The organism is Nonomuraea sp. NPDC005730 (genome assembly GCF_040630865.1).
Lineage (GTDB): Bacteria > Actinomycetota > Actinomycetes > Streptosporangiales > Streptosporangiaceae > Nonomuraea.
The window spans coordinates 527,157-540,039 of sequence record NZ_JBEXYK010000001.1 but is presented as its reverse complement, the minus strand read 5'-3'; the positions used below and the strand labels follow the sequence as shown (position 1 = coordinate 540,039).

Below are 12,883 nucleotides of genomic sequence, written 5' to 3'. Positions count from 1 at the left end.
TCATGAACATCGCCATCGGCGCCGACCGGGCCGAGATCCGGCACGAGCTCTCCCGCGCCACGTACGACCTGCTGGTGATCGGCGGCGGCATCCTCGGCACCTCCGTCACCTGGATGGCCGCGCAGGCCGGGCTGCGGGTGGCGATGGTCGAGGCGGGCGACTTCGCCGGGGCCACCTCCAGCGCGTCGTCCAAGCTGGTCCACGGCGGCCTGCGCTACCTGCAGACCGGCAACGTCAAGCTGGTCGCCGAGAACCACCGCGAACGCCGCGCCCTGGCCGCCGACATCGCGCCCCACCTGGTCAAACCGCTCAGCTTCCTGGTGCCGATCTACAAGGGCGGCCCGCACGGCGCGGCCAAGCTCGGCGCCGGCGTCTTCCTGTACTCCGCGCTGTCGGTGTTCGGCGACGGCATGGGCAAGGTCATCACGCCGCACCAGGCCATGACCCGCGTCCCCGCGCTGCGCAGCGAGGGGCTGCGCGCCGCCGCCGTCTACGGCGACCACCAGATGAACGACAGCCGCGTCGCCGTCATGACCGTGCGCGCGGCCGTCGACGCGGGCGCGGTCGTGCTCAACCACGCCGAGGTCGTCGGGCTGCGCAAGTCGGGCGGCAACGTAACCGGCAACGTGACGGGGGCCGAGCTGCGCGACCGCCTCGACGGCACCGAGTTCGGGGTGGACGCCCGGCTCGTCCTCAACGCCACCGGCCCGTGGGTGGACCACCTGCGCCGGATGGAGGACCCGCACGCCGCGCCGAGCATCCGGCTCTCCAAGGGCGCCCACCTCGTCATGCGCCGCCACGACCCGTGGAAGGCCGCGCTGACCACGCCGATCGACAAGTACCGGGTCTCCTTCGCCATCCCGTGGGAGGACCACCTGCTGCTCGGCACCACCGACGAGGCGTACGAGGGCGACCCGGCCGACGTGCGCGCCACCGACGCCGACATCGCCCAGATCCTCGACGAGGCCGGTCACGCCGTACGCGACTGCCAGCTCCGCCGCGAGGACATCACCTACGCCTTCGCCGGGCTGCGCGTGCTGCCCGGCGGCCCCGGGCAGGTGTCGGCCGCCAAGCGGGAGACCGTGGTGACCAGGGGCGCGGGCGGCATGTTGTCGGTCGCGGGCGGCAAGTGGACCACCTACCGGCACATCGGCAGGCACGTCCTGGAGACCCTCTCCCGCCTGCCGGGCCGGCCGCTCGGCGACGACCTGGCCGACATCCTGCCCGCCGTGCCCCTGCCGGGCCTGGCCAGCCCGGACGCCGTCGCCATGCGCCTGTGGACCGAACGCGAGCCGGGCGCCCGCATGGACCCGCTGGTCGCCCGCAACCTGGCCACCCACTACGGCACGATCGCCTTCGACGTGGCCCGGCTCATCCGCGACGACCCGTCGCTCGGCGAGCGCATCCACCCCGACGGGCCCGACATCTGGGCCCAGGCCGTCTACGCCCGCGACCACGAATGGGCGGCCACCGTCGACGACGTCGTGCGCCGCCGCACCACGCTCACCGTGCGCGGCCTCGACACGCCCGACGTCCGCACCCGCATCGAGCAGCTCCTCGCCTGACCGCCACCCGGGCCGCGGCGGCGCCCCGCCGCCGCGGCTGCGACGAACGTCACCGCAGATCACAGGTTCGAAGCGGCCGGTACGGGGAATCCGAGAAGTCGCATCCGTCGCCGAGGCCCCCCGGCCGCATCGAGGCGTCGGAGCGCCTACCGGCTGAACACCCTCTTCTGCCGCCCCTATGGAGGTGACGTCATGTCCGCCAAGTCCCGGCTGCACATCGCGATGGTGGCTCCCCCGAGGTTCGAGAACCCGCCCCGCTCGTACGGCGGCGTCAAGGTCATGATGGACGACCTCACGCGGTCCCTGCTCAGACTGGGCCACCAGGTCACCCTGATCGGCGCCGGCCGGTCGGGCACTTCACCGCACGTCCTGGCCGCCTACACCCAGCCGCCTTCCCACCCGCTGGACGAACCCGTCCCTGGGACGGCGGTCCCCGACGTCCGGCCGGCGGACCTGGACGTGGACGTCGTCCACGACCACTCCCCGGCGGGCTCGGTGACCGCCCTGAACCCCCGGATCCCGACGGTGACGACCGTGCACGGCCCGGCCTCGGGCGAGCAGGCCGAGCGCTACCGCCGGCTCGGCGACTCCGTCGGCCTGGTGTCCACCTCGACGTTCCAGCGTATGCAGGCTCCCGACCTCAACTGGCTGGGCACCGTGCACAACGGCGTGGACCTGAAGAGCTTCCCCTTCCGCGAGCACAAGGAGGACTACGCGCTCTTCCTCGGCCGGTTCAGCCCCGGTAAGGGCGCCCACCTGGCCATCGACGCCGCGCGGCAGGCCGGCCGGCGCATCCTGCTCGCCGGCCGGCTGAACGAGCCGTCCGAGCTCGAGTACTTCGACAGCCACATCCGTCCCCGGCTCGGCGACGACGCCGTCTATGTCGGCGAGGCCGACGGCCCGCGCAAGCGCGAGCTGCTGGCCGACGCCCACTGCCTGCTCTTCCCCAGCCGCCGGGAGGAGGCGTTCGGCATGGTCATGATCGAGGCCATGGCGAGCGGCACCCCAGTGGTCGCGCTGCGCGGCGGCGCCGTGGGCGAGGTCCTCGTCGACGGCATCACCGGCTACGTCTGCGACGACCCCGCCGACCTGGCCGAGGCCGTCGCGGCCGCGGGCGGCCTGCACCCGGCCGACTGCCGCATGCACGTCAAGCGCAACTTCGACGCGCTCGGCATGGCCATGGGCTACGAGAAGATCTACGAACTGAGCATCCGCGACCGGCGTCCGGCGCCGTTCGCCGCCTGACCCGCGCGTTCCCGTGCGGCGGATCGCCGCCGCACGGGGTGTCGCCCCCGTCCCGGGGGAAGGGGGTAGGCATGCGCACTGCCATGAACGAGGCTCTGATCAGGCATTTCACCGACCTGCGCGACGGCGTCCACGGCGGCGTCACCGCGCGGGAGGACAAGGAACGCCTGTTCGCCACGGCGGTCGAGCTGCTCGACCCCGTGGCGCGGGCGACGCTGGACGAGTACAACGCCGACCTGCTCCTCGGCACGGGGCAGGTGGTGGCCAGCGGGCTCACCAGGTCTCAGGAGGGCGGCCTCAACGCCATGTGGTCGCTCACGTGGCCGGAGCAGCGCGACAAGGACATCCTGCCGATCGCGATCGTGGCCCACTACGGCGCCGACTTCCACCACCCGCACCTGCGCGGCAACACGGTCGGCGACTGGCCGCTGAACGTCTTCGACCACTCCGACGCGGCGGGCCAGCTGACCACCCTGCGCGCCATCGCCGCCGCCGACGCCCACAACCTGGTCTTCCAGGAAAGCTACCGCCTGATCCCCGCCGTCACCCGGTAGGCATCTTCGTTCTCACGGCTTCGAGCCTTCTGTCCGCACGGCCCGTTCGCGCTTTTCGTCTTTTACGGCTTCGCGTGGTCGAGCCACCCGCCGTACTTCGGCTGATGGCCCTCCATGTCACGCCCTCTGACCCTTCACCGGCGCGCCGCCGTGACGGTGCGCTCTGTGGGCCGTCTGGGTGCGGGGGCCGACCCTGCCTTGGATCGGCCCCGCTGGATCACGCCTCGGTGAAGCCTCGGGCTCGGCCGCCGGCGCTTTCGCGGACCGCGGCGGCCACCGCCGTCGCCACGTCGGGGTGGAAGACGCTCGGCACGATGTAGTTGGGGCCCAGCTCCTCCGGTGTCACCACGGCCGCCAGCGCGCCCGCCGCGGCCAGCAGCATCTCCTGGGTCACCCCGCCGGCCTGCGCGTCGAGCAGCCCGCGGAACACCCCCGGGAAGGCCAGCACGTTGTTGATCTGGTTGGGGTAGTCGGAGCGGCCGGTCGCCACCACGGCGGCGTGCTCGCGCGCGTCGTCGGGCGAGACCTCGGGCTCGGGGTTGGCCAGCGCGAACACCACGGAGTCCTTGGCCATCGTCGCGATGTCGTCGCCGGTCAGGATGCCGGGCGCGGACACGCCCACGAACACGTCGGCGTCCTTGACCGCGCCGCGCAGGTCGCCCGCGTAGCCGTCGGCGTTGGTGTGCTCGGCGATCCAGCGCAGGGAGTCGTCGAGGTCGTCGCGGCCCTTGTGCACGGCGCCCAGGTAGTCGCAGACGACCACGTTGCGGGCACCCGCCGCCAGCAGCAGCCGCAGCACCGCGTTCCCGGCCGCGCCGGCGCCGGCCATCGTGATCTTGACGTTCTCGATGGACTTGTTCACCACGCGCAGCGCGTTGGTCAGCGCCGCCAGCACGCAGATCGCCGTGCCGTGCTGGTCGTCGTGGAAGACGGGGATGTCCAGCAGCTCGCGCAGCCGGCGCTCGACCTCGAAGCAGCGCGGCGCGCCGATGTCCTCCAGGTTGATGCCGCCGAACCCGGGCGCGATGAGCTGCACCGTGCGGACGATCTCGTCGACGTCCTGGGTGTCGAGGCAGATCGGCCAGGCGTCGATGCCGGCGAACCGCTTGAACAGGGCCGCCTTGCCCTCCATGACCGGCAGCGCGGCCTCCGGCCCGATGTTGCCCAGCCCCAGCACCGCCGACCCGTCGGTGACCACGGCCACCGAGTTGCGCTTGATCGTCAGGCGCCGCGCGTCCTCCTTGTTCCTGGCGATGGCCATCGACACGCGCGCCACGCCCGGGGTGTAGGCCATGGACAGCTCGTCGCGGTTGCGCAGCGGCACCTTCGACTTCATCTCGATCTTGCCGCCGAGGTGCATGAGGAAGGTGCGGTCGGAGACCTTGTGGATGACGACGCCCTCGACCGCCTCCAGCTGGTCGACGATGGCCTGCGCGTGGTCGGTGTCGCGGGCGGCACAGGTGACGTCGATGCGCAGCTTCTCGTGGCCCGCGTTGGTGACGTCGAGGGCGGTCACCACGCCTCCGGCCGACTCAACGGCGTGGGTGAGCTGGCTCACGGCCTTGCCGCCTGCGGGCACCTCGAGACGCACGGTTATGGAGTACGACACACTCGGGACGGTCGCCACGTCAATCGCTCCTTCGGGACTGACCAAGAAGTCATCCAAGGATAGGGGGCATCAGGTCAACCCAGTGCCGTCGCTGCGGTGACGATGAGATCGACACACGCGGGAACGGGAATCGTCGTGCTGTCGAGCACAAGGTGATAGTGGCACGGATCGCCCGGATCCGCCCGGTAGAAGTGGCGGACGTAGGCCGTCCTGGCCCGGTCGTTGTCCTCGATGACGGCCCGCGCCTCGCGCTCGCTCGTGCCGCTCAGCGTGGCCGTCTGGCGGACCCGGCGTTTGAGCGGCGCGTCGAGCCTGACGTGCAGAGCGCCGGGAAGGTCGGCCAGCACCAGGGCGCCGGCGCGGCCCAGGAAGACGCCTCCCTGGGCCAGGGCCATCTCCTTCATCATGCGCTCGGTGCGCCGGACGAACTCCTCGGGCGGCAGCGGCATCGCACCGGGGACGTACATGTCCACGCCGCCGAAGGTGACCGTGGGCAGCCGGATGGCGCCCGACAGCAGCCTGCCGAGCCCGTGCTCGGCGCGGTCGTCATGGGCCAGCGCCTCCTCCAGCGTGCAGCCGAGTTCCTTGGCCACGGCGCTGGGGATGGCACGGTCGACGAAGGGCACGCCGAGCCGTTCGGCGACGGCCGGGCCGATGTGGCTGCCGGCCGTGCCGTAGGCCGCGGAGATCGTGACGACCCGCATACCTCCAGGTTAGAACAGGGCACTCGCCAATGCTCTACGCGCTTTTGCCAAAGATGGGTCGTCTGACGGCAACGCGTCGAAAAGTCCGAGCAAGTGCTTTCTGGCCCGGTCGCGGTCGTCGCCCGACGTGCGCTTGACCACGGCCACGACGCGCTCGAACGCCTCGTCGACCGCGCCGGAGAGCATCTCCAGGTCGGCGGCCAGGAGCTGCGCGTCGACGTCGGACGGGTCCTGGAGGCGCCGCTGCACGTCGGCCGGGTCGGCCGCGGAGGTGCGCTTGATCAGGCCGACGCCCGCCAGGCCCATCTTGGCGTCCTCGTCGCCGGGGACGCGGGCCAGCAGGCGCTGGTAGGCCGCCTCGGCCGCGTCGAGGTCGCCGGCGTCGATGGCCTGCTCGGCCGCCACCAGGTCGGGGTCGGCGGGCGGCCCGGCGGGCGCCTCCGGCCCCTCCTCGGCCGCCGGCGGCCGGGCGTCGGGGTTGGCCTGGTAGAACTGCTCGACCGCGCCCATCAGCTCGTCGAGCCAGCGGCGCACCTCCTGCTCGGGCAGCACCTGCTGGAAGCCGGTGACCGCCTGCCCCTGGAAGATGGCCAGCACGGTCGGCACGGCCTGCACCCGCAGCGCCTGCGCGATCTGGGGGCTGGCGTCGACGTTGACCTTGGCCAGCACGGCCCGGCCGCCCAGGTCACCGATCACCTTCTCCAGCACGGGGCTGAGCTGGGCGCTGCCGGGCGCCCGCGGCGACCACAGGTCGAGCACCACCGGCACGGTCATCGACCGGTCGATGACGTCCGTCGTGAACGTCTCCTCGGTCACGTCGACGACCGAGGCCGAGGTGGCCCCCTGGGGACCGGCGGCCTCCCGCCGGACCTGGGCCTCCAGTGCCTGTTTGCGCGCGCCCAGGTCCACAGCTCCGTAGAGCGACCCGGGCCTAGAGAAGTCCGCCATGCTCCTCATCTTGCCGCATGGACGGGCCCGCGAAGTCACCAGCCGCCACCCTCAGCGTGCGGAGCTGGTCGAAGATCTGGCGGAGTTCGTCCTCGGCGTACATCGTGAGGCCGAACTCGGCGGCCATCAGGTCGTCGGTGGCCCGGCGCACGACCTCCCTGCCCTTGCCGGTGATCTCGGCGAGCACGCCGCGGCCGTCGCGGGGGTTGGGCAGGCGGCGGACGAACCCGGACTTCTCCAGCCTGTCCACCGTGTTCGTGACGCTGGTGGGGTGGACCATGAGCCGTTCGCCGATCTTCCACAGCGGCAGCGAGCCGGTGTGGCTGAAGGTCAGCAGGACCAGGGCCTCGTAGCGGGCGAAGGTGAGGTCGTGGGGTTTCAGCAGGGAGTCGAGCTGCGATAGCAGGATCTGCTGTGCTCTCATGATCGAGGTGACCGCGGCCATCGCGGAGGAAGGCCCGAAGCGGGCACGCCAGCTCTCCGCGGCGCGGTCGATGGGATCGAACGGCAGATTGAGCGGCTTCGGCTGGGACACAGCGCTACGGTAGCGTGCCTCTCGTCCCGGTTTCGTCGGGCTACCTGGAGCGACAGGCTTCACCGCTTGACCAAGAATCCGACCGTCAATCATCACGCTCCGTTATGGTTCTCTCACGTAAGGTGACGCGGAAGCCAAGTCCATCTGCCGTGGGGACGGGTCTGGGCTGGCATTCTTCCGCTTTGCCGAGGGCACGGGGGGTGCTTGGTGAACATCAACGGGATACAGGGTGCGTGAGCACTCGGGCGTTACACGCGAGGAGCTGAAGCACAGCGCGGCCGTGACAGTGGCGGTGCTGCTCGCTCTCGGCCTGGTCGCGGCGTGGAACGTCCTGATACCCGGCGTCGACGCGTGGGAGAACATCCTGGCCGCGGTCATCGGCTCGTTGCGGATGACCGGGCCGGTGGCGGCCGCGTTCGCCGCCTGGGTGGCGTTGCGCAAGCGGCGCGCCCTGCGCGGGCGGTCGCTCACGACGTGGCGGGCGCTCAAGGCGCCGCTGGCGATCGTGGTGGTGGTGCTGGGCTCGTTCGGCGCGACGGTGCTGGTGCTGGCGGTCAAGACCGTGCTCACCGACCAGGCGGGGCGGCTCAGCCTGTCCGGCCTGGGCATGGGCATGGCGGGCCTGGCGCTCTACGCGGTGATCGGGTGGGTGGCCGGCTGGGTCGTGCCCAAGGCGCTCACGCCGCCGATCGCGGGGCTGGCCTGCTACGTCGCCTTCTCCTGGCTGGCCGACGACCGGGGGCTGGCCGACCGGCTGGTGCCGGGCACGGGCGAGCCGTACGACCTGTTCCAGGGGCTGGGCGGGGCGCCGTTCTTCGACCAGACGATCTGGCTGCTCGGCATCACCTGCGCGCTGCTGCTCGGCTGGGCGGCGCTGGTGACCAGGCAGGCCCTGGTGCTGGCGTGCGCGCTGCTGGCCGTGCTGGCGGCGGGCATGGGCGTGTCGCGGATGCTGGCCCACCCCAAGCCGGCCGCGGCCGAGGACATCGCCTACGCCTGCCAGGAGTGGCCGATCACGGTCTGCCTGCACCCCGGGATGCGGGCCGGGCAGACCGAGCTGGGCGCGGTGTTCACGCAGATCGCCTCGCGCCTGGCCGGCACGCCGGCCGCGTTCACGCGGGTGGAGCAGCGGCCGCTGGACGAGCCGCTGAAGCCCTCCAACGGCCTGGCGCCGATCCACGTGCCCGACCTGTCGGCGGGGTTCGCCGAGGAGGCGGCCTACGAGTACATCGACGCGCTGGCCGCCCGCTGCCCCGGCACGCCGGCCGACGGCTACCGGGAGATCGTGATGGCCTGGCTGCGCGGCGAGCCGCTGCCCGGCGGGCCGCTGCCCGAGCACCAGTACGCCGCGTCCTGGTTCTCCGGCCTCGACGAGCACCAGCGCAGGGAGTGGCTGCGCATGTTCTACAGCGACTTCCAGGCGTGCCGGCTGTCCAGCACGCACTTCGGCGGCGGTCCGGCCCCCACCGCCGTCATCACGCCCCCCACCGGCGCCACGCCCGAGAGCAGCCACGTCTACCCGGTCTATCCCGACCCCGGCACCCCGAGCACCTCCCGCTGAGGACGAAGATGTCACCCTACGGGTGGCACTGATGATCGCCGAGCGGGTAGTCATGCCCCATGACGACTTCCCAGACGACGCCGCCGGAGCTGGCTCCCCGGCGGCGGCGCAGGTGGCGATATGCGGCGGGGCTCCTCGTCCTGGCGGTCCTGCTCGTGGTGGGCGGCCGGCTGGCCTGGACCTGGCTCAACCCGTTCGGAGAGCAGACCGTCGACCGCAGCCAGCCGGTGCTGCTGCAGTCCATCAAGGACCTCAGCCGGTTCGAGGCGGCCACGGGCACCTTCCAGGTCGTCGTCGACCTGGAGAAGGACGCCAACTTCCTGCCCGACGCGGTCAAGGGCACCCGCACGCTGTTCGTGGGCGCGGGCGGCGTCGACGCCTACGTCGACTTCTCGGCCATGGGGGCGGGCGCGGTGACCGTGAACAAGGAGCGCACCGAGGCCACCGTCCGGCTCCCGCGCGCCCAACTGGAGAAGCCCAACCTGGACAACAGCCGCTCGTACGTGTTCGCCCAGCAGCGCGGCCTGCTCGACCGCGTCCAGGACTTCCTGTCGGGCTCCCCGGGCGACCAGCGCGAGCTCTACCTGCTGGCGGAGAAGAAGATCACCGAGGCGGCCGTGGCCAGCGACCTGCGGGCGCGGGCCGACGCCAACACCAAGTCGATGCTCACCGGCATGCTCAAGTCGCTCGGGTTCGCCAAGGTGACCGTGAAGTTCACCGACGAGCCCTGACGGGCTTCCTTACCCTGCCCACGGACCGCTCCACCTCGGGTGACGCAGTCCGTCCGCGTTCCCGCCTAGGTATGCCGAGGCGTCCTTAGTCCATGGGCGCGTCTGCCTAAGTACCTCCCTACCTGCCCCGACCCCGGCAGATAGGACATCCGCCCGATGTGGCGGGAGGGGCCTTAGGAGGAGTCTCAAGAGTGCAGGGAACAAGGAACACGACCAGCAGGAGCATCGGATGAACGCCGAACTCGAGTACTCCGTCATGCAGCACCACGCCGCCGAACTCCGTCAGGCCGCCGCCGAGCAGCGGCGCGTACGGGAAGCGCTGAAGGGACAGCGTTCCGAGCGTCGCCACCGCTCGGTCTTCGCCAAGTTCCTGGCTTCATGACCGCCCACAAGCAGCCCGGCCGCAACCTCCCTCGCGGCCGGGCTGAGATGCCCCCTTAGGGGGGCGCGTCCGGCGCCGGATTCCTGGCCGGCCCGAGCGCAGCGTCAGCGACACCCCGGTCCCGTTCCTGGTGGGACCGGGGTGTCGCGCGTTTACGCCGTACGTCGCGGGGGCTCGTACGGCGCCCGGAGGACACTGACGGAAGATGTCAGGGATCGGCCCATACCGTCCGGGCATGGACAACAGCTTCGACTTCTTCGTCGGCACCTGGACCTCACGGCAGCGGCGGCTGCGCAAGGCGCTCGCCGGCAGCGACGAATGGTACGAGTTCACCGGCCACACCAGGTGCTGGAGCGTCCTGGACGGCGCGGGCAACATCGACGAGGTCACCTTCCCCGGCGAGGGCTCCGCCGGGGTGACCTTACGCCTGTACGACAAGGCGGCCGACACGTGGGCGCTCTACTGGGCCGGCAGCACCACCGGCATGTCCCTGCCGCCCGTCGTGGGCCGCTTCGACGACACCGGTGTCGGCCTGTTCACCTGCGACGACGTGTACGACGGCAGGCCGATCCAGGTGGCCTACGTCTGGTCGGACATCACCGGCGAGTCGTGCCGCTGGGAGCAGCGGTTCTCCCCCGACGGGGGGACGACCTGGGAGACGAACTGGACGGCCGACTTCACCCGCGTCCCCTGAATCCTTTTCGGGGGTCGGTGCCTCTCATGTCCGTACAACGGAACGAGACAATGGGAGACCATCATGGTGATTGCCATCGCGGCCGGGGCTGCGGCCGTACTGATCTGCACGTGCGTGGTCGTACTGCGGCGAAGGAGCAAGGAACGTGGCTGACCCGCAGCGCCTGGCCGGGCCCGCCGGGCCCGGCCAGGTGGCCCCGGAGCCGCCCGGCGGCGGGCGCGCGTGGTCGGACGAGCAGCTGATCAACGCGGCCCGGGCCGGCGACGCCGACTCGATCGCCGCGCTGGTGTCGGGCGCCCACCCGCACGTGCGGCGCTTCGCCCACACGCTGTGCGCCACGCCGGAGGACGCCGAGGACGCCGCCCAGGAGGCGCTGATCGTCCTGTACCGCAAGATCGGCACCCTGCGCGCGTCCGGAGCGCTGGCCTCGTGGATGTTCCGGATCATCCGCAACGAATGCATCAGGCGGGCCCGCCTGATGCTGCGCCCCGGGCCGCCCGCGCCCTCCTCGGCCGCCGCGCAGTCGGCCGAGGAGGAGATGTTCGAACGGCTGGAGGCCGCGCGGGTGGCCGAGGCCATCGCGGCACTCCCCGCCGACCAGCGGCGGGTGCTCATCATGCGGGACGTCCAGGGGCTCAGCGGCCGCATGGTCGCCGACGCCCTCGGGCTGAGCGTGCCCGCGATGAAGTCCCGCCTGCACCGCGCCCGTGCAACCGTGCACGGCCTGCTGTCCCAAGGAGCCCTCCATGACTGAGCCCACCGCGGGGACGTCACTGCCCCGTCACCTGGCCCGCGGCGCGCTGGGCTTCGGCGCGCTGATCGCCTCGGTCGCGCTGATCCCGTGGACCGGGCCGGTCAGCCTGGTGCTCGCCGTCGTCGGCGCGATCGCCCTGCGCGGGTGCCCGGCGTGCTGGGTGATGGCGCTGGTGCAGCTCGTCTCGATGGGACGCATGCAGCGCACCTGCACCGACGGCGTGTGCGAGCTGGTCCCGGCGGGCGGGCGGCACACGGGCAAGGGCGCGGCTCATTGACCGCGCCCTGACCGGCGACCGTGCACAGGGGTGGCGGTGGCCCGGCCGGCGCGGTAAACGCCGTAGGCCCACCCGATCAGGACGAACGGGTGGGCCAGGACGGGTCAGGGCACGCGGATGACGAGCGCGTCGCCCTGCCCGCCCCCGCCGCACAGCCCGGCCGCCCCCAGGCCGCCGCCCCGCCGCTTCAGCTCGTACGCCAGCGTCAGCACGATCCGCGCCCCCGATGCCCCGATCGGGTGCCCCAGCGCGATGCCGCCGCCGTTGACGTTCACCTTGTCCAGCGGCACGCCGAGTTCCTTGGCCGACTGCAGGACCACGCTCGCGAAGGCCTCGTTGATCTCGATCAGGTCGAGATCGTCCGTGGTCAGCCCCTGCTTGGACAGCGCGTGCTTGATGGCGTTGGCCGGCTGCGACTGCAGGGACGCGTCGGGCCCGGCCACGTTGCCGTGCCGGCCGATCTCCGCCAGCCACGGCAGCCCGAGCTCCTCCGCCTTGGCCTTCGACATGACCACCACGGCGCACGCGCCGTCGGAGATCTGCGAGGCCGACCCGGCGGTGATGGTGCCGTCGGCGGCGAAGGCCGGGCGCAGCTTGGCCAACGTCTGCGCGGTGGTGTCACCGCGGATGCCCTCGTCCTCCCGGACGACCACCGGCTCGCCGCGGCGCTGCGGGATCTCGACCGGGACGATCTCCTCCTCGAAGACGCCGTTCTTGGTGGCGGCGGCGGCGAGCTGGTGGGAGCGGGCCGACAGGGCGTCCTGCTCGTCGCGGGCGATGCCGAGCCGGGCGTTGTGCCGCTCGGTCGACTCGCCCATCGCGCACTGGTCGAAGGCGCAGAACAGGCCGTCGTGGGCCATGGAGTCGACGACGTCGGAGCCGCCGTACTTGACGCCCTTGCGCAGGCCCGGCAGCAGGTGGGGGGCGTTGGTCATGGACTCCATGCCGCCCGCGACCACGATGTCGAACTCGCCGGCGCGGATGAGCTGGTCGGCCAGGGCGATGGCGTCGAGGCCCGACAGGCAGACCTTGTTGACGGTCAGCGAGGGCACGGTCATCGGGATGCCGGCCTTGACCGCGGCCTGGCGGGAGGGGATCTGGCCCGCGCCCGCCTGGAGCACCTGGCCCATGATCACGTACTCGACGGCCTCGGGGGCCACTCCGGCACGTTCCAGGGCGGCCTTGATGGCGATACCGCCCAGCTCTACGCCGGACAGCCCGGACAGGGCGCCGAGCAACTTGCCGATGGGGGTACGAGCTCCGGCGACGATGACGGAACTGGACATTGGCGGCGGCCTCCTGTGCTCACGAGGGGTTCTTTGAC

Annotated in this window: 14 protein-coding genes; 9 read left to right on the top strand and 5 right to left on the bottom strand. The window is 71.8% G+C overall.

The window, feature by feature from the left end; all coding sequences use genetic code 11:
• Positions 1-2: 2 nt before the first annotated feature.
• The 3 genes from ABZ444_RS02525 to ABZ444_RS02515 all read left to right on the top strand — a co-directional run bounded on the left by ABZ444_RS02525 (position 3) and on the right by ABZ444_RS02515 (position 3,364).
• Positions 3-1,565 carry a glycerol-3-phosphate dehydrogenase/oxidase gene (locus ABZ444_RS02525; RefSeq protein WP_357991550.1) on the top strand — a complete coding sequence of 521 codons (1,563 nt, stop codon included), beginning with the start codon at positions 3-5 and terminating at the stop codon, positions 1,563-1,565.
• Positions 1,566-1,757: 192 nt separating this feature from the next.
• Entirely contained in the window at positions 1,758-2,810 is a 1,053-nt protein-coding gene (locus ABZ444_RS02520; protein ID WP_357991547.1) for a glycosyltransferase family 4 protein, read from the top strand.
• A gap of 71 nt (positions 2,811-2,881) precedes the next feature.
• Positions 2,882-3,364, top strand: coding sequence for a hypothetical protein (locus ABZ444_RS02515; protein ID WP_357991544.1), 483 nt, complete (start codon positions 2,882-2,884; stop codon positions 3,362-3,364).
• Between the two features lie 217 nt (positions 3,365-3,581).
• On the opposite strand, the gene ABZ444_RS02510 is transcribed toward ABZ444_RS02515, so the two are convergent.
• Genes ABZ444_RS02510 through ABZ444_RS02495 form a run of 4 tightly spaced genes read right to left on the bottom strand, consistent with a single transcriptional unit; the run spans position 3,582 to position 7,160 of the window.
• Positions 3,582-4,991: an NAD-dependent malic enzyme gene (locus tag ABZ444_RS02510; protein WP_357971089.1), complete on the bottom strand. Its 1,410-nt coding sequence runs from the start codon at positions 4,989-4,991 to the stop codon at positions 3,582-3,584.
• A gap of 56 nt (positions 4,992-5,047) precedes the next feature.
• Entirely contained in the window at positions 5,048-5,677 is a 630-nt protein-coding gene (locus ABZ444_RS02505; RefSeq protein WP_357991541.1) for a cytidylate kinase-like family protein, read from the bottom strand.
• Between the two features lie 9 nt (positions 5,678-5,686).
• Complete coding sequence (locus ABZ444_RS02500) at positions 5,687-6,625, bottom strand: tetratricopeptide repeat protein (RefSeq protein WP_357991538.1); 939 nt, start codon at positions 6,623-6,625, stop codon at positions 5,687-5,689.
• On the bottom strand, positions 6,609-7,160 hold the full coding sequence (locus tag ABZ444_RS02495; protein WP_357991535.1) for a MarR family transcriptional regulator: 552 nt from the start codon (positions 7,158-7,160) through the stop codon (positions 6,609-6,611). The genes ABZ444_RS02500 and ABZ444_RS02495 overlap by 17 nt, the downstream gene beginning before the upstream one ends.
• 229 nt (positions 7,161-7,389) lie before the next feature.
• On the opposite strand from ABZ444_RS02495, the gene ABZ444_RS02490 reads away from it, so the two are divergent.
• From ABZ444_RS02490 to ABZ444_RS02465, 6 genes are all read left to right on the top strand, one after another.
• Positions 7,390-8,721 carry a hypothetical protein gene (locus ABZ444_RS02490; RefSeq protein WP_357991533.1) on the top strand — a complete coding sequence of 444 codons (1,332 nt, stop codon included), beginning with the start codon at positions 7,390-7,392 and terminating at the stop codon, positions 8,719-8,721.
• Between the two features lie 59 nt (positions 8,722-8,780).
• Positions 8,781-9,452, top strand: a complete 672-nt coding sequence (locus ABZ444_RS02485; RefSeq protein ID WP_357991531.1) for a DUF4230 domain-containing protein — start codon at positions 8,781-8,783, stop codon at positions 9,450-9,452.
• Positions 9,453-9,681: 229 nt separating this feature from the next.
• On the top strand, positions 9,682-9,834 hold the full coding sequence (locus tag ABZ444_RS02480; protein WP_189648914.1) for a hypothetical protein: 153 nt from the start codon (positions 9,682-9,684) through the stop codon (positions 9,832-9,834).
• 235 nt (positions 9,835-10,069) lie between these two features.
• Positions 10,070-10,528: a hypothetical protein gene (locus ABZ444_RS02475; RefSeq protein ID WP_357991528.1), complete on the top strand. Its 459-nt coding sequence runs from the start codon at positions 10,070-10,072 to the stop codon at positions 10,526-10,528.
• 145 nt (positions 10,529-10,673) lie between these two features.
• The gene (locus ABZ444_RS02470; protein WP_357991525.1) at positions 10,674-11,282 is read left to right on the top strand and encodes a sigma-70 family RNA polymerase sigma factor; all 609 of its coding nucleotides are present in this window, start codon (positions 10,674-10,676) and stop codon (positions 11,280-11,282) included.
• On the top strand, positions 11,275-11,559 hold the full coding sequence (locus ABZ444_RS02465) for a hypothetical protein (protein ID WP_357991522.1): 285 nt from the start codon (positions 11,275-11,277) through the stop codon (positions 11,557-11,559). The genes ABZ444_RS02470 and ABZ444_RS02465 overlap by 8 nt, the downstream gene beginning before the upstream one ends.
• A 104-nt stretch (positions 11,560-11,663) precedes the next feature.
• On the opposite strand, the gene ABZ444_RS02460 is transcribed toward ABZ444_RS02465, so the two are convergent.
• Positions 11,664-12,845 (bottom strand): acetyl-CoA C-acetyltransferase, encoded by a 1,182-nt coding sequence (locus tag ABZ444_RS02460; RefSeq protein WP_357991519.1) that lies wholly within the window; start codon positions 12,843-12,845, stop codon positions 11,664-11,666.
• Positions 12,846-12,883: the final 38 nt, after the last annotated feature.